17 protein-coding genes are annotated in these 15,831 nt (G+C 71.1%); 8 read left to right on the top strand and 9 right to left on the bottom strand.

Annotation, left to right across the window (positions count from 1 at the left end):
* Positions 1–95 precede the first annotated feature (95 nt).
* Positions 96–494, bottom strand: coding sequence for a DUF5318 family protein (locus ABZ215_RS09460; protein ID WP_020423024.1), 399 nt, complete (start codon positions 492–494; stop codon positions 96–98).
* 233 nt (positions 495–727) lie between these two features.
* Here ABZ215_RS09460 and ABZ215_RS09455 point away from each other — a divergent pair, with 233 nt between their 5' ends.
* Complete coding sequence (locus tag ABZ215_RS09455; RefSeq protein WP_017985876.1) at positions 728–1,291, top strand: PadR family transcriptional regulator; 564 nt, start codon at positions 728–730, stop codon at positions 1,289–1,291.
* A gap of 49 nt (positions 1,292–1,340) precedes the next feature.
* Positions 1,341–2,432 (top strand): inositol-3-phosphate synthase, encoded by a 1,092-nt coding sequence (locus ABZ215_RS09450; RefSeq protein ID WP_237335871.1) that lies wholly within the window; start codon positions 1,341–1,343, stop codon positions 2,430–2,432.
* A 39-nt stretch (positions 2,433–2,471) separates the two neighbouring features.
* Here the strand turns inward: ABZ215_RS09450 and ABZ215_RS09445 are convergent, their stop codons facing one another.
* The gene (locus ABZ215_RS09445) at positions 2,472–3,113 is read right to left on the bottom strand and encodes an HAD family phosphatase (RefSeq protein WP_237335872.1); all 642 of its coding nucleotides are present in this window, start codon (positions 3,111–3,113) and stop codon (positions 2,472–2,474) included.
* A 14-nt stretch (positions 3,114–3,127) separates the two neighbouring features.
* A complete protein-coding gene (locus ABZ215_RS09440) occupies positions 3,128–3,442 on the bottom strand; it encodes a helix-turn-helix domain-containing protein (protein ID WP_027936620.1) in 315 nt (104 codons plus the stop codon).
* A gap of 58 nt (positions 3,443–3,500) precedes the next feature.
* Here ABZ215_RS09440 and ABZ215_RS09435 point away from each other — a divergent pair, with 58 nt between their 5' ends.
* From ABZ215_RS09435 to ABZ215_RS09420, 4 genes are all read left to right on the top strand, one after another.
* Positions 3,501–4,844 carry a DHA2 family efflux MFS transporter permease subunit gene (locus ABZ215_RS09435; protein ID WP_354949010.1) on the top strand — a complete coding sequence of 448 codons (1,344 nt, stop codon included), beginning with the start codon at positions 3,501–3,503 and terminating at the stop codon, positions 4,842–4,844.
* A 33-nt stretch (positions 4,845–4,877) separates the two neighbouring features.
* Positions 4,878–5,327, top strand: coding sequence for a MarR family transcriptional regulator (locus tag ABZ215_RS09430; RefSeq protein WP_237335875.1), 450 nt, complete (start codon positions 4,878–4,880; stop codon positions 5,325–5,327).
* Positions 5,324–6,541 carry an MFS transporter gene (locus ABZ215_RS09425; RefSeq protein ID WP_354711835.1) on the top strand — a complete coding sequence of 406 codons (1,218 nt, stop codon included), beginning with the start codon at positions 5,324–5,326 and terminating at the stop codon, positions 6,539–6,541. The genes ABZ215_RS09430 and ABZ215_RS09425 overlap by 4 nt, the downstream gene beginning before the upstream one ends.
* 86 nt (positions 6,542–6,627) lie before the next feature.
* Positions 6,628–8,676, top strand: a complete 2,049-nt coding sequence (locus ABZ215_RS09420; RefSeq protein ID WP_354949097.1) for a PhoX family phosphatase — start codon at positions 6,628–6,630, stop codon at positions 8,674–8,676.
* A 52-nt stretch (positions 8,677–8,728) separates the two neighbouring features.
* On the opposite strand, the gene ABZ215_RS09415 is transcribed toward ABZ215_RS09420, so the two are convergent.
* Both ABZ215_RS09415 and ABZ215_RS09410 read right to left on the bottom strand, forming a co-directional pair.
* Positions 8,729–10,063 carry an MFS transporter gene (locus ABZ215_RS09415; protein ID WP_354949007.1) on the bottom strand — a complete coding sequence of 445 codons (1,335 nt, stop codon included), beginning with the start codon at positions 10,061–10,063 and terminating at the stop codon, positions 8,729–8,731.
* Between the two features lie 32 nt (positions 10,064–10,095).
* A complete protein-coding gene (locus tag ABZ215_RS09410; RefSeq protein WP_354949005.1) occupies positions 10,096–11,133 on the bottom strand; it encodes a hypothetical protein in 1,038 nt (345 codons plus the stop codon).
* Positions 11,134–11,146: 13 nt separating this feature from the next.
* Between ABZ215_RS09410 and ABZ215_RS09405 the strand changes: the two genes are divergently transcribed.
* A complete protein-coding gene (locus ABZ215_RS09405) occupies positions 11,147–11,830 on the top strand; it encodes an SDR family oxidoreductase (protein ID WP_020423013.1) in 684 nt (227 codons plus the stop codon).
* Here the strand turns inward: ABZ215_RS09405 and ABZ215_RS09400 are convergent.
* The 4 genes from ABZ215_RS09400 to ABZ215_RS09385 form a co-directional block, all read right to left on the bottom strand.
* The gene (locus ABZ215_RS09400; protein ID WP_354949003.1) at positions 11,827–12,249 is read right to left on the bottom strand and encodes a hypothetical protein; all 423 of its coding nucleotides are present in this window, start codon (positions 12,247–12,249) and stop codon (positions 11,827–11,829) included. The two genes, ABZ215_RS09405 and ABZ215_RS09400, sit on opposite strands and share 4 nt — an antisense overlap.
* Entirely contained in the window at positions 12,246–13,514 is a 1,269-nt protein-coding gene (locus ABZ215_RS09395) for a putative T7SS-secreted protein (protein ID WP_354949001.1), read from the bottom strand. The genes ABZ215_RS09400 and ABZ215_RS09395 overlap by 4 nt, the downstream gene beginning before the upstream one ends.
* A complete protein-coding gene (locus ABZ215_RS09390; RefSeq protein WP_354948999.1) occupies positions 13,511–13,732 on the bottom strand; it encodes a hypothetical protein in 222 nt (73 codons plus the stop codon). Before ABZ215_RS09390 ends, ABZ215_RS09395 begins: the two co-directional genes overlap by 4 nt.
* 150 nt (positions 13,733–13,882) lie before the next feature.
* Positions 13,883–14,431, bottom strand: coding sequence for a TetR/AcrR family transcriptional regulator (locus ABZ215_RS09385; RefSeq protein WP_354948997.1), 549 nt, complete (start codon positions 14,429–14,431; stop codon positions 13,883–13,885).
* A gap of 57 nt (positions 14,432–14,488) precedes the next feature.
* Between ABZ215_RS09385 and ABZ215_RS09380 the strand changes: the two genes are divergently transcribed.
* Positions 14,489–15,319, top strand: a complete 831-nt coding sequence (locus ABZ215_RS09380) for an NAD(P)H-binding protein (protein ID WP_354948996.1) — start codon at positions 14,489–14,491, stop codon at positions 15,317–15,319.
* Positions 15,320–15,831 lie beyond the last annotated feature (512 nt).

Genomic DNA, 15,831 nt, shown 5'->3' with positions numbered 1-15,831 from the left:
AGCGATTGCGGTGGTCGTTCACGAGTGAGCCTCCCAGACCGGCGGTACACCGGGCGCCGTTCTGTGATCGAGTGCCAGCGCTGCGCTACGTCCCCTCACTGCCCGGCCGTCCTCCGGGACGGGCCGTGCGGGGTTCCGTTGCCCGAGACGTACGAACGCACCAGGTGGTTCCAGCGGCACGTCCGGCACACCTCCACCACATGGACGTTGAACTCCCCGACCAGGTTGGCCAGGCGGGCCAGTTCCGTCGGTGTCCTCGCCGAGCCGGAGACGTGCTTGAGCTGTTCCCCGAACACCCAGGACACGTTCGTCAGGCCGTCCTTCCCGCACAGCGGGCAGGGGGCGTCGCTCGGTTCGCCGTGGAACCGGGCAGCTCTGAGCAGGTACGGATCGGCGTCGCAGACGTCGCGCGTGCCGACACGACCGGAGCGGACGCCGGCCAGCAGCGCTCGGCGCTGCAGGGCGTAGTCCACCACCTGTCGCTGGTTCTGCACGGTGACAGAGTACGTGGCCGTCGTGTGTCCGCCATGAGCTGTGCGGACTAACGGTCTGGACCGCGTGTGCGACACGCCGACCTTTCGATAACGCTCTGGTGAACATCACGGGTGTGGTTCAGGGCGCATTGGGTGATCGTTGGTGTTGGCTACACCACTTCGATGTATCGGCCCGATATAATTCGGCGTTAGGTTGCCGGAGTGTCGTGGAAGTCCTCGAAAGGGGGTGCACCGTGCTGGAGTTCGCCATCCTGGGGCTGCTGCACGAGGCACCGATGCACGGCTACGTGCTGCGCAAACGGCTGCACGACACGCTCGGCATGTTCCGCACCTTCTCGTACGGCTCGCTGTACCCGACCTTGCGCCGGTTGCAGCGGGCGGGGTTCATCGAAGAGGCCGACAGTGACGTCGGGGGAGCCGGAGAGCCCGTCAAGGGCTGGGGCCGGCGGGCTCGGACGGTGTACAAGCTCACAGCGGAGGGTAAGGAGCACTTCGCGAAGCTGCTCGTCGACGCCGGGCCGCAGACCTGGGAGGACGAAGGGTTCGGGGTCCACCTGGCCTTCTTCTCCCGGACACCGGCCGATGTCAGGATGCGGATCCTGGAGGGCAGGCGCCGCCGGGTCGAGGAACGCCGTGAAGGACTCCGGGCGGCGCTCGCCCGGGCCGAGGAGAAGATCGACCGGTACACGCGTGAGCTGCACCGCCTGGGGCTGGAGAGCAGCGAGCGCGAGGTGCGCTGGCTGAACGAACTGATCGCGCACGAGCAGGACGAGCAGAACCGCGGGCTTCAGAGCTGAGACCGCATCCGAAATCGGCAAGACATCACTGAACGAAGGAGAAACCGGCATGGGCGACAACAGCGGCCGCGTACGGGTGGCCATCGTTGGCGTCGGAAACTGTGCGGCGTCGCTGGTGCAGGGGGTGCACTACTACCGCGACGCCGACCCGGCCTCGCGGGTGCCCGGCCTGATGCACGTGCGGTTCGGCCAGTACCACGTCGGTGACGTGGAGTTCGTGGCCGCGTTCGACGTCGACGCCAAGAAGGTCGGCCAGGACCTGTCGTCCGCGATCCTCGCCAGCGAGAACAACACGATCAAGATCACCGACGTGCCGCCGCTCGGTGTGCCGGTCCTGCGCGGCCCCACGATGGACGGTCTCGGCCGCTTCTACCAGGAGACCATCGAGGAGTCCGACGAGGAGCCGGTCGACGTCGTCGCCGCGCTGCGCGAGGCCCAGGTCGACGTGATGGTTTCGTACCTGCCGGTCGGGTCCGAGCAGGCCCAGAAGTTCTACGCCCAGTGCGCCATCGACGCCGGTGTGGCCTTCGTCAACGCGATCCCGGTCTTCATCGCCTCGAACCCGGAGTGGGCGCAGAAGTTCACCGACGCGGGTGTCCCGATCGTCGGTGACGACATCAAGTCCCAGGTCGGCGCCACCATCACGCACCGCGTGCTGGCGAAGCTGTTCGAGGACCGCGGGGTCCAGCTCGACCGCACCATGCAGCTGAACGTGGGCGGCAACATGGACTTCAAGAACATGAAGGAACTGGAGCGCCTGGAGTCCAAGAAGGTCTCCAAGACCCAGGCCGTCACCTCGCAGATCGACCGCGACCTCGGCAAGGCCAACGTCCACGTCGGCCCGTCGGACTACGTGCAGTGGCTGGAAGACCGCAAGTGGGCCTACGTCCGGCTGGAGGGCCGCGCCTTCGGTGACGTGCCGCTGAACCTGGAGTACAAGCTCGAGGTGTGGGACTCGCCGAACTCGGCGGGCATCATCATCGACGCGGTGCGCGCCGCGAAGATCGCCCTCGACCGCGGCATCGGCGGCCCGCTGCTGTCCGCGTCGTCCTACTTCATGAAGTCGCCGCCGGAGCAGTACGACGACTCGACCGCGCGGGACGCGGTGGAGAAGTTCATCACCGGCGACATCGAGCGCTGAGTGCCCAGGGGCCCGGTCCTGGACCGGGCCCCTTTTTTTTCAGTCCCGGAGCGCGGCGGGCAGGTCCGCGACGGTGTCCAGCACGCGGTGGGCCTGCGCCAGCACGGCCGGATCCGGCGGGAAGTGCGGGTTCGGCACGGCGTAGACGGTCATGCCCGCGGCCAGCGCTGCCTTGAGCCCGTTGGTGGTGTCCTCGACGGCGGCGCACCGCGCGGGGTCCTTGCCCAGCCTGCGGGCGGCTTCCAGGTAGACATCCGGCGCCGGCTTGCCCGCGGCGACCTGCTCACTGGACAGCGCCACCTCGACGAGGCCGGTCAGGCCGGTGGCCTCGAGGAACGCCTGGATCAGCACCGGCGGTGACGAGCTGGCGATCGCCACCGGGTACCGCTCGCCGACCGCGCGCACGGCTGCCGCGGCGCCGGGCAGCACGGGCGGCCCGCCCGCGTAGCGCTTGGCCATCTGGTCGATCACGACCTTGGCGATCCGGTCCGGCGTGAGCCGCGCGCCCAGGTGCTCGACCAGGTAGCGCGCCCATTCCGGGGTGCTCATCCCCTGCATCGCCCTGGTCGCCGTGGCCGTCCAGCTGCCGCCGTGGTCGGCGACCACCGCCCGGCGGACCTCGTCCCAGGTCTGCTCGGAGTCCACGAGCACCCCGTCGAGGTCGAAAACCACCGCGTCCATGCCCGTGACCGTACCTACTCGCCCGCCGCCAGGCGCAGGATCGGGTCGAGCAGGCCGGGGAAGCGTTCGCCCAGGTCGTCGCCGCGGACCTGGATCCGCCGGTGCCTGCCGTCGACGGTCATGGTGATCACGCCGGCCTCCCGCAGGATCCGCCAGTGGTTGGTCAGGGTCGACATCGGCACGTCCAGGCCGTCGGCCAGCACGGCGCAGGTCGACCCGGGGTTGCCGGAGGCGCGCCGCACCAGTTCCAGCCGCACCGGATCGCCGAGCGCGTGCAGCACCGGCGCGAGTGCCAGCGACTCGCGAGCGGGGTGGGGTAGCGATCGCATGGGTCGAGCGTAGCAAACAGTTCGACAGTTCGGGATTATCGAATTATGGTCCGGTCCCATGACGGAGATCGGAACGCGCGCCGTGAGCCGGCCGGTGCTGCTCACGCTGACCTGCCTCGGCCAGTTCATGGTGCTGCTCGACAGCACCATCGTCGGCGCGGCGCTGCCCGACATGCGGGAACGGCTGCACGTCGGGCTCAGCGGCCTGCAGTGGATCGTGGACGCCTACGTGCTGCTGGTCGCCATGCTGTTGCTGTCCGGCGGGGTCTTCGCCGACCGGTTCGGCCGCAAGCGCGTGTTCCTCGCCGGGGTCGCGGTGTTCACGGCGGCGTCCGTGGTGTGCGCCGTCGCGCCGTCGATCGGATGGCTGATCGCCGGACGGGTGCTGCAGGGCATCGGGGCCGCGGCGCTCAGCCCCGCGTCGCTGGCCCTGCTCAGCGCCGCGCACCCGGTACCGGCCGAGCGCGTCCGGGCGATCGGGCTGTGGGCCGGGTTCAGCGGGATCGGCCTGGCCGCCGGACCGCTGGCAGGCGGCCTCCTGGTCGAGGCCTTCTCCTGGCCTGCCATCTTCCTGGTGAACGTGCCCGTCGGCGCGGTCCTGCTGGTGGCCGGCGTGCGCGTCCTGGGCGAGTCCCGCAACTCGGAGGCGCCGTCGATCGACGTGCCGGGCACGGTCCTGTCGGTCCTGGGCGTCGGGGCGCTGACCTACGGCCTGATCGAGGGCGGATCGCGCGGCTGGACTTCGCCACTGATCCTGGGCAGCTTCGCGGTCGCGGTGGTGGTGCTCGCCGGGTTCGTCGCCGTGGAGGCCCGCCGGACGGCGCCGATGCTGCCGTTGCGGCTGTTCCGGGAGCGGCTGTTCACGGTGTCGAACACGGCGATGGTCGTGGTGGGTTTCGCGTTGATGGGCTCGTCGTTCTTCTTCTCGCAGTTCTTCGTGCACGTCCAGGGCAGTTCGGTCCTGGTGGCCGGGTTGCGGACGCTGCCCGCGTCGCTCGGCATGGTGGTGGTGAGCCCGTTCGCGGGAAGGCTCGCGGCGCGGCACGGCTTCCGGGTCGTGGTCACCAGCGGTCTGGTGCTGGCCGGGCTGGGCCTGCTGGTGCTGGGGTTCGTGGACGCGGACACCGGCTACGGCAACGTGTGGTGGCGGCTGGCGCTCACCGGGATCGGGTTCGCGCTGGCCATGTCGCCGTTGACCGGGGCCGCGATCCAGGCGGTGAGCCCGCGGGAGGGCGGGCTGGTGTCCGGGATCAGCAGTACGACCAGGCAGATCGGGGCCGTGCTCGGCGTGGCGGTGCTGGGCGCGGTCGTGCAGACCGGTGCGGGCCTGGGCAGCGCCTTCGTGGTGGCCGGCGCCGTCACCCTCGGCGGCGCGGTGCTGGTTGTGAGCCGATTAACTTAGACAACCTAAGCAATAAAAGCTTAGTATAGCTAAGTGAATCCAGGAGTAGCAGAGCTCGCGCACGAGCTGCGCCCGCTGGTCTTCCGCCTCTACTACGTGGTCCGGCGGCTGACCCCGCAGCACCAGCTCACCCTGACCCAGGGATCGGTGCTCAGCGAGCTGGTCCACGGCGGCCCGCGGCGCATGAGCGTCCTCGCCGAGCTGGAGGGCGTGCGGCAGCCGTCGATGACGGACCTGGTCCGCAGGCTGGAGCGGCTCGGCCTGGTGAGCAGGCGCCCCGATCCGGACGACCGGCGGGCGGTGCTCATCGAGGCCACCGAGTCGGGCACGCGGTACGTGACCGACCTGATCACGGCCCGCGAGGAGTTCCTGCGCGAGCGCCTTGCCGCCCTGGATCCGGCCGACCGCGACGCGATCGACGCCGCGCTGCCGGCCTTGCGGAGGCTCATCGATCCGGTCAAGAAGGAGGAGCTGCTCGCATGAGCAGTCACAGTCACGGGAGCCTGCTGGACGCGCTGAAGAACCAGCCCAAGCAGGTGTGGATCACGGCGTTCGCCGCGGTCATCGCGTTCATGGGGATCGGACTGGTGGACCCGATCCTGCTGTCCATCGCCGAGGGGCTGCACGCCACGCCGTCCCAGGTGACGCTGCTGTTCTCGTCCTACCTGGGCGTCCAGGTGATCGCGATGCTGGTCACCGGCGCGGCGAGCGCGAAGTTCGGTCCGAAGCGGACGGTCCTCACCGGGCTGGCGCTGATCGTGGTCGCGACCGCGCTGTGCGCCGCGGCCGGGTCGATCGAACAGCTCGTCGCCCTGCGCGCGGTGTGGGGTCTTGGCAACGCGTTCTTCATCGCCACCGCGCTGTCAGTGATCGTCGGCGCCGCGACCGGCGGGCAGGCCGGCGCGATCCTGCTCTACGAGGCGGCGCTCGGCGTCGGCCTGGCGGTCGGGCCGCTGCTTGGCGCCCTGCTCGGCAGCATCTCCTGGCGCGGCCCGTTCGTCGGCACCGCCGTGCTGATGGCCGCCGCCCTGGTGCTGTGCTCGATCTTCCTGGCGAGCGACAAGCATGAGAAGCGGACCCCGATCCGGCTGCTCGACCCGCTGCGCGCGCTGAAGCACGCCGGCCTGCTGCGCACCTCGATCGGCTCGGCGTTCTACACCGCCGCGTTCTTCACCGTCCTGGCGTGGACGCCGTTCGTGCTGGACTGGAGCGCCGTCGCGGTCGGGCTGATCTTCTGCGGCTGGGGCCTGTGCGTCGCGGTCGCCGGGGTGGTGCTCGCGCCGAAACTGGCGGCCCGGCTCGGTGAGCGGCACGCGACCGTGGTGTCCGTGCTCGGCTACGCGGTGCTGATGGTGGTGCTCGTGGTGCCGAGCAAGCCGGTGATCGTGGTCGGCGTGATCGTGTCCGGGCTGGTCTCCGGCCTGCTGAACACGCTGTTCACCGGCACCGCGATGTCGATCAGCGGCGCGCCCCGTCCGGTGGCCAGCGCGGGCTACAACTTCTGCCGCTGGCTCGGCGGCGCCGTGGCCGCCACCCTCGTCGGGCACGTCGCCGAATGGCTCGGGTCGGAGCACGCCCCGTTCGTCATCGCCGCGGTCCTGTGCGTGCTGGCCGGGGGTCTCCTCGCGGTCCGGACGAACAGCGCGGATCCGCACCGCGTGCCGCGTGAGGCGGCTCTCGTCGGGGAAGAGCTTTGACTGCCGTTCACCTGTAGTTTGAGGACACCTGGCCTCTGTCGCTTAACGTCACCAGCGTTTCCCCTGACTGAGTGACTGGAGACCAGGTGTCCTTCACCCCCGGGCGGCTGCTGCCCCTCCTTACCCACACGAGCGGCCGGGCCGCCACCACGTGCATCTACCGCTGCGGCAACCAGTGCGCTCACGAAGCGCCCAACGAGTCTTCGAACGAGTACTTCGGTGATGTCGTCAAGGGCATGTCGCGCCGCGGCGCGTTCAAGGCCGGCGCGATGATGGCCGCCGCGGCCGGCGGGTTCGCCGCGCTGAACGCCGGCGCCACCGCCTCCGCGGCGGTCCCGCCCGCGCTCGCCGGCAAGCGCCCCGGCCGCCCCGTGCCGGGCACGGACTTCACCCCGGTCGCGCCGAACAAGGCCGACGCGGTCGTCATCCCCGACGGCTGGGAGCAGAACGTCGTGATCCGCTGGGGCGACCCGGTCGTCACCGGCGCGCCGAAGTTCGACATCGCCAAGCAGACCGCGGCCGCGCAGGCGAAGCAGTTCGGCTACAACAACGACTTCGTCGGGCTCATCCCGCAGGACCGCCAGGGCAAGCGCTTCCTGATGGTCGTGAACCACGAGTACACGACCGAGACGCAGATGTTCCCGGCGGGCCAGTACGACTCGGCGAACCCGACCGAGGAGCAGGTCAAGATCGGCTGGGCGGCGCACGGCCTGTCCGTCGTGCTCGTGGAGAAGCAGCGCGACGGCGGCCTCGAGGTCGTGCCGAGCCGCTACGGGCGCCGCATCACGCTGGACACCACCTTCGAGGTGCGCGGCCCGGCCGCGGGCTCGAAGTACCTGAAGACCTCCGCCGACCCGACCGGCACCAAGGTGCGCGGCACCCAGAACAACTGCGCCGGCGGCGTGACGCCGTGGGGCACGGTGCTGTCCGGCGAGGAGAACTTCCACCAGTACTTCGCCAACTCGGACAAGATCAGCGACCCGGTCGAGCAGGCGCGGCTGACCCGCTACGGCATCGGCAAGGGCACCTCGACCCGCAAGTGGGAGCGCTTCGACAAGCGCTGGGACGTGCCGCAGGAGCCCAACGAGGTCAACCGGTTCGGCTGGGTCGTCGAGATCGACCCCAACGACCCGAACTCGACGCCGATCAAGCACACCGCGCTGGGCCGCTTCAAGCACGAGGCCGCCAACGTCAAGATCACCAAGGACGGCCGGGTCGCCGTCTACTCCGGTGACGACGAGCGCTTCGAGTACATCTACAAGTTCGTGTCGAAGGGCAAGTACAAGCCGGGGACCAGCGCCCACGCCCGCCGCCACAACTCGGCGCTGCTCGACGAGGGCACGCTGTACGTCGGCAAGTTCACCGGCGACAGCCCGGCAAGCCAGATCGACGGCACCGGCAAGCTCCCGTCCGACGGCGAGTTCGACGGCCGCGGCGAGTGGATCCCGCTGGCCAGCGGCGACAAGTCCTTCGTGGACGGGTTCACCGCCGAGGAGGTCTACGTCTTCACGCGCCAGGCCGCGGACAAGGCGGGCGCGACCAAGATGGACCGCCCGGAGGACATCGAGCCGAACCCGGTCAACGGCCGCATCTACGCCGCGCTGACCAACAACAGCGACCGCGGCGCGGCGGGCAAGGCCGGCGTCGACGAGGCGAACCCGCGCATCGGCAACAAGAACGGCCACGTGCTGGAGTGGGAGGAGGACCGCGGCGACGCGGCCTCGACGAAGTTCTCCTGGCGCCTGCTGCTGGTCTGCGGTGACCCGGCCACGGCCGACACCTACTTCGGCGGTTTCCCGAAGGACCAGGTCAGCCCGATCTCCTGCCCGGACAACGTGGCGTTCGACCCGTACGGCAACCTGTGGATCTCCACCGACGGCAATGCGCTGGGCATGAACGACGGCCTGTTCGCGGTGCCGGTCGACGGCCCGAACCGCGGCCAGGTCAAGCAGTTCCTCACGGTGCCGATCGGCGCGGAGACCTGCGGCCCCAACGTGACGAGCGACTTCGTCACGGTCGCGGTGCAGCACCCCGGTGAGGGCGGCACCGTGCAGAACCCGCAGTCGCACTGGCCGGACGGCGGCGACAACCTGCCTCGCCCGGCGGTGGTTTCGGTGTGGCGCAAGCGCCGCTGACGGCACGACGGAGCCCGGGGACCAAGCTCCCCGGGCTCCGCGAGTTCCACGTTCAGGGCCGTGAGTCGACCGTTCGAGCGGAATCCGACCGCGGCCGGGCGCCCAGCACCAGCGCGACGAGCGCCCCGGCGAGCATGCAGGCGCCGACGACCCACAGGCCGGTCCGCTGCGACCCGGTCAGGTCCCGCAGCCAGCCCGTCACGTACGGCGCCGCGAAGCCGGAGATGTTGCCCAGCGAGTTGATCAGCGCGATGCCGCCCGCGGCCGCCGCGCCGGAGAGGAACGTCGAGGGCAGCGCCCAGAACGTCGGCAGCGCCGCGCACACCCCCACGGCGCAGATCGTCACCGCGACCATCGCCGCGTACGGGTTGCCCAGGTACAGCGCGACCGGGATGGCCACGCCGCCGACGATCATCGGCAGCGCGACGTGCCACTTCCGCTCCCGCGTGCGGTCGCCGTGCCGCGCCCAGAAGACCATCACCACCGCGGCGATGACGTACGGGATCGCGGTGACCAGCCCGGCCTGCACGGTGGACAGCTTCGTGCCAAACTCCTGGCCGAACCCGGCGATGATCGTCGGCAGGAAGAAGCCCAGCGCGTACAGGCCGTAGGCGATCGCGAAGTACACGAATGCCAGGCCGAGGATGCGCGGGTGGGTCAGCGCCTTGCGCAGCGGCCAGTGGTGCTCGGCCTCGGTCGCCTTGCGCTCGTTGTCCAGTTCGGTCGTCAGCCAGCGGCGCTCGTCCTCGGTGAGCCACTTCGCCTGCTCCGGGCGGTCGGTCAGGTAGAACCAGGTCGCGAACGCGAGCAGGATCGCCGGGATGCCCTCGACGAGGAACATGAACCGCCACCCGGACAGCCCGAACACGCCGTGCCCGTGCGCGATCAGCAGGCTGGACACGGTCGCCCCGATCGCCGACGACACCGGCACGGCGGCCATGAACAGCGCGACGGCCTTGGCCCGCTGCGCCGCCGGGAACCAGTACGTCAGGTACAGGATGATGCCGGGGAAGAAGCCCGCCTCGGCGACGCCGAGCAGGAACCGCATGATCACCAGCGTCGTGGGGTTGGGCACGAACGCCAGCGCCGTCGCGACGATCCCCCAGGTGATCATGATCCGGGCCAGCCACCGGCGCGCGCCGAACCGGTGCAGCGCGAGGTTGCTGGGCACCTCGAGCGTCAGGTAGCCGAGGAAGAAGATCCCGGAGGCGAACCCGAACGCGGTCGCGGTCAGGCCGAGCTCGGTGTTCATCCCGTTCGGCCCCGCGAAGCCGATGTTGACGCGGTCCAGGTAGTTCACGAAGTACAGCAGGGCAAGGAAGGGCATGATCCGCAGCGCGACCTTGCCCAGCACGCGGTCACCCTCGGCGATGGTCCTCGTCGACATCCCCGCATTGCATGCCACGTTCGAGTGGTTCGTCAAGATCTGCCCAGAACACGTTCGATCTCGTTGCGCGGGTACGGCGTCATCCGGCTCTCGGTGTGCAGCCGGAAGTAGAAGTCGTTGACGAGCGCGGCGACCGGCGCGTGCCGCCGCACGACGTCCGCCGCCGCGGGTGGCAGCGCGGGGAGGTCGCCGGTGCGGATGGCCGTGTTGCGCAGCGGGACGTCGGCGATGCCGCCGAGCTCGCGCACGATCCAGTTCACCAGGTGGGTGAGCACGTAGCTCCGGTCGTGGGTCGCGTGGTCGGCGAGGAACCGGCGCTCGGCGGTGGTGAGGTCGAACCGGGACGCGGCCGCCAGCCCGAAGTCGGTGAGGTAGAGCCGTTCGCCGTCGGTGAGGGTGTTGCCGAAGTGCGCGTCGAAGTGCCACAACCCGAGCCGGCTCAGCGACCGGGTGATGGCCGTCAGGTCCCGCTCGGCCATCCCGCACGCGCCCTCGTGCATCCAGCCGTGCAGGTCGTGCGGCACGTGTTCGAGGAACAGCACCAGGTCGGCCGGCGCCGCGGCGAGCGCCTCCAGCCGCCGCCGCACGCCCGGGTGGCCGTGCCAGAACGCGACCCGCTCCGCCCGCTCGGCCGCGGTCGGCACCGGCCGCGGCCCGGCGTCGAGGACGCGCCAGTGGTGCAGCAGCAGGAAGTTCTCGCTGCCGCCGGCGAGCACGTCGTCGCTGGTCAGCACGTGCGCGGCCAGTTCGCGCCAGGCCCCGCCGCCTGCCGAGCCGACCCCGTAGTGCGACCACACCGGCAGCCCGTAGTGGTCGGCGGTCGAACCCGGGTGCGCCAGCTCGACCTCGGTGACCGGCACCCGCTTCACGAAGACCGGCACCCCGCCGACGTCGGCGAGCCAGGTGGTGCCGCCGATGCCCGCGCCGAGCGGCCGGGCGGACTCCAGCGACGCGGTCAGCCGCGGGTCGCTGAGCTGCGCCAACGCGGCGGAGACCCGGGCGTGGCGCGCCCGCCGGGCGCGGAGGGACTGCGACAACGGGATCTCCTCCAGCGGTCCGGGATCAACCACCTAACGTAGGGGCATGCCGGAAAGTCCCCTCGCCATCGTGACCGGTGCCTCCCGCGGGATCGGCGCCGCCGTCGCCCGCGCCCTCGCGCCTGCGTACCGCGTGCTGCTCGGCGGCCGCGACGTCGACGCGCTCGCCGAACAGGCCGCCGAGTCGGCGAACGCCGAGCCGTGGCCGGTGGACCTGAGCGACCTCGACGGCGTGCGCGCGGCGGTCGCCGGCATCGACCGCCTGGACGTGCTCGTCCACTCGGCGGGCACGGCTGAGCTGGGCACCGTCGAGCAGGCCGCGCCCTCGGCGTGGCGGAAGAACTTCGAGGTCAACGTCGTCGCCGTGGCGGAGCTGACCCGGCTGCTGCTGCCCGCGCTGCGGGCCGCGCACGGGCACGTGGTGATCATCAACTCCGGCCAGGGCCTGTCCGCCCGCGCCGGCTGGGGCCCGTACGCGGCGAGCAAGCACGCGGTCCGCGCGTTCGCCGACGCGTTGCGCGCCGAGGAGCCCGGCATCCGCGTCACCTCGGTCTACCCCGGCCGGACCGACACCGAGATGCAGCAGGCGATCATCGCGGGCGAGGGCAAGGAGTACGCCCCGGACCAGTACCTCCGGCCGGACTCGGTCGCCGCGGCGGTGCTGTCCGCGGTCACCGCCGGCCCGGACGCGCACATCTCCGACGTGACCATCCGGCCCCGCCCGCACTAGACGTCGGGTCCGAGTGAGCCGACGAACTCGCGGAAGTCGCCGGCCAGCGCGTCGAACTCCGCGCGTGTGCAGGTCAGCACGGCGCGGACGACGGCGCGCTGTCCCGCCCCCTCGCCCATCGCGAGGTGGACCTCGCTGCGCACGAACGTTTCGTCGCCGACCGTGAACCGCAGTTCCTGCACGAAACCGCCGTCGCCGATCTCCTCACCGCTGAGCACGGTCACCTCGTCGGCCGTTTCGCGCAGTTCCCGCGCGGATTCGGCGGCGACCTCGCGCAACGGCGTGGCGACCGGCCACATCCCGCCGGTCAGCATGATCCCGGCGGTGGCCGACCGCGCCGCGGCGAAGGCGGCGTCCCGCGACGGCACCGGTTCCCAGCCGTCGGGCAGTCCGAAGTGGACCGGAACGGGCAGTGTCATCCGAACAACCCCTTGAGGGACTTGCCGACGTCGGCGACGTCCTCGCCGAAGTCCTTGATGCCTTCGCCGGCCGCCTCGATGCCGTCGCCGACCGCGTTCGCGGCCGACTTCGCGGTCTCCGCGACCTTGTGCCCGTCGACCTGCAGGTCGAACCCGACCTCGCCGCCGATTCCGAGCGCCGCCCCGGCGTTGCCCTTGATGTGGAACTTGCCGTCCTCGCCCTTGCCCACGGTGAACCCGGCCTCGGCGCCGAGGCCGGCCCAGCCCTCCGCGGTCGCGCCCGCCCCGACGCCACCGACGTCGACGGCGCCACGCACGCTGCCGCGCGCCCCGGCGAACACTCCGGCCTTGGCCTCGACGGCCTCCTTCGTGGCCTTGAACCCGGCGCGGCCGCGGACGCCGAACATGGCTTCCGCCTTGCCGTCGAGACCGAGGACGCCGTAGTCGACGCGGCCGGTCGCGGTGCTCTTGACGCCGTCGATGGTCTCGGCCTCCAGGATGAGGCCCTTGTTGTTCAGCGCCGCCTGGAGGTTGGTCTCGATGCCGACCATGGTCTCGACCTTGCCGCTGAGCGTCAGGTCGCCCTTCTGGAGCTTGCCCTCGGCGACCTGGTGCAGCAGGTAGGCGTAGTAGCGGTAGCGGCCCAGCTTGCCGTGCTCCGGCGGAATGAACTTGCTGCCGTTCTCCCACGTCTTGACCGACGAGCTGCCACTGGCGTCCCACCCGCTGGTGACCGCGTCGACGAGACCGCCGATCGCGCTGCCGGCCGCGGCCTCGATCGTGCCGATGACCCGCGCGGCCTCGACGGCTTCGCGTTCCAGCTGGTCGCGCGCCCGGTCGAGCACTTCCCGCGCCTGCTGCTGGAGCTGCTCACCCTGCCGCACCGCTTCTTCCGCGGCCTCCTCGGCGGCCTGCCCGGCGGCTCGCTCGAGAGCGCGGCGGCCGTCGTTCCACAGCTCGATCGCCTCCCGGGCCTGCTCCTGCGCCCAGCGCAACGTGTCGGCGTAGCGGCTCAGCCCGCCCGCGGCGGCCGCCAGGCTGTCGGCCGCCTTCAGCCACTGCGGTGGCAGCAGGTCGACCAGCTCGCCGAAGGCGTCGGAGGCAGCGCCCTGCCAGCCCGGCACGCCGAAGCCGGCCAGCCCGGAGCCGACGCCCTCGAACTGCTTCGCCTGGTCGAGCAGGGTGCGGACGTGCTCGGCGATCGTGTCCGGAGAGCCGGGGACGAGCGCGCGGGGATCGTCGGTGGAGCCGAGCTCCGCGCTCACCGGCCGGCCCGGCGGATGGCGGCCTCGTTGTCGAGCTCGGTGCCCTGGAACAGCGTGGCCGTGTCCCGCAGCGCGGTGCGCGTCAGGCCGACCCGCTCCTGCAGCAAGCGCGCGGCGATGCGTGCCAGCCCGGTGAACTCGCCGAGCCTGCTCGCCAGAGCGGGGTCGCCGTAGACGTCCGCGGTCGCCACGATCCCGGCGAGCGGCGAATCGTCCAACTTGGCCAGTACGTCGCCTAAGTGATCTGCGGCGTTGTTCAGCTCATCCGGCTCGGCGTCAAGAACTCCCCACACGTGCTCCGATGTAAGCCAGCGGGCGGGAACGGGCGGTGAACGAGCGTGTGAGCGGGGGTGAACCGGCCGCGAAGATCAAGATCGGGTGATTCCGTTGTGCAACGTTTTGACCACGGTGTCCACGATGCCGTGCCGGGGCACGCCGGACAGCTCGCCCTCGGTGTGCCCGGTGTACACCAGCGCCCACAGGACCCGCTGGATCCACTGTGGAGTGAGCCCGGGGTCGAACACGCCCTCCGCCTGCCCGCGTTCGATGAGGGCGATCACCGGATCGTCCGGCGGCGTGCCGCCGTCCGGGCCGTACTCGGCCAGCACCCTCGGGTCGCCGAACAGGAAGACCAGCCGGTCCCCGACCGCCACCATCGCGGCGACCAGCCTGCGCATGGCGTCCAGCGCCGGTCCCTGGTCGATGGCGGCGTCGGCGACGGAGGACTCGATGGCGGCGATCGAGTCCACGACCGCGGCCTTGATCAGGGTCGCGCGATCCGGGAAGTAGCGGTGCAGGGTGGTCCGCCCGACCCCGGCCGCGTCGGCGATCTCGGCGAGTTTCGCCTGGTAGTCGCGACCGAGGAGGGTCGCGGCGGCGCTGAGGATGGCGCTGCGGGTCCGGTCGCGGGTGCTCACGGCGACAAACTACCGCCTTGCCATATCGGAGCATAGGAGTACTGTTGTGGAACATTGATGTTCCATTCTGGGGAGGACGACATGCGGATCCTGGTGACCGGCGCGACGGGGAACGTGGGCCGGCTGGTGGTGGATGAGCTGCTCGCCGCGGGCGCGTCGCAGGTGCGGGCGCTCACCACCGATCCGGTGCGGGCCGCGCTGCCGCCCGAGGTGGAGGTCGTCGAGGGCTACCTCGGCCGCGTCGAGACGCTGCCCCGCGCACTGGAGGGCGTGGACCGGATGTACCTGGCGCCGCTGACCCGCACGGTGCGGGAGGTGACCGCGCTGGCCAGGGAGGCCGGCGTGACGCGGATCGTCGACCTCGCCGGGCCGGAGGGCAGCTGGTGGTACGACATCGAAAAGGCGGTGGAGCATTCCGGCATCCCGTGGACGCACCTGGAAGCCGGCGAGTTCATGACGAACACGACGATCTGGGCGGACCAGATCCGGAGCCGCGGCGAGGTGCGCGAGGCGTACCCGCGGGCGGCGAACGCGCCGATCGCGCTGGAGGACATCGCGGCCGTCGCGGCGAAGGTTCTGCTGGAGGACGGCCACGAAGGCGCGGCGTACGGGCTGACCGGGCCGGAGACGCTCACCCGCGCGGAGCTGGTGGAGCAGATCGGGCAGGCGCTGGGGCGGGAGATCCCGCTGGTCGAGGTCTCCCACGCGGACGCGCTGGCCGACCTGACGGAGACGATGGGCGCGGACGCGGCCGCCTGGTACCTGGACGGTTGCGCCGAGATGGCGGAGCACCCGCAGCCGGTTTCGCCTGCGGTGTCGCGGGTGCTGGGCCGCCCGGGCATGAGGTTCGCCGAGTGGGCGGTCGCGCATGCGGCGTTGTTCCGTTAGGCCCGCAAGCGGGTGGCGGCGCACGGAGTGCCCTTGCCGCGGTCGCGAACGCTGGGGCACTCGGGCGTGACGTTCGCCGAGTGGGCGACCGCGCACGCGTCGTTGTCCGTGCGGCTCGCGAGGTGCGGCCGCATCGCGGGTGCTGGGCCGCCCGGGCATGAGGTTCGCCGAGTGGGCGGCCGCGCACGCGTCGTTGTTCCACTAGGCGCGCAAGCGGGCGGCGGCGCCGAGGTGGCGGAGTATCCGCAGCCGATCTCGCCCGCGGCGTCTAGGGTGTCCGGGCACGGCCCACGCCGAGTGGGCGGCCGCGCGCCTCGTTGACCGTCAGGCGCGCAAGCGTGCGGCGACCTCACGGGTGCTGGGCCGCCCGGGCATTCCGTTCGTCGAGTGGGCGGTCGCGCACGCGTCGTTGTTCCACTAGACGATTAATGCGTAAGTCGAGGCGGTAGTCGAAGACGGGCGAAGGGTGTTCAAGATCAGTTTGTGACGACCGACCTGAACACCCTTCTCAC

The sequence above is a fragment of the Amycolatopsis sp. NPDC006131 genome (assembly GCF_040614175.1).
In the GTDB taxonomy this organism is placed as follows: domain Bacteria; phylum Actinomycetota; class Actinomycetes; order Mycobacteriales; family Pseudonocardiaceae; genus Amycolatopsis_E; species Amycolatopsis_E tucumanensis.
This window is presented reverse-complemented; position numbering and strand designations above follow the sequence as displayed.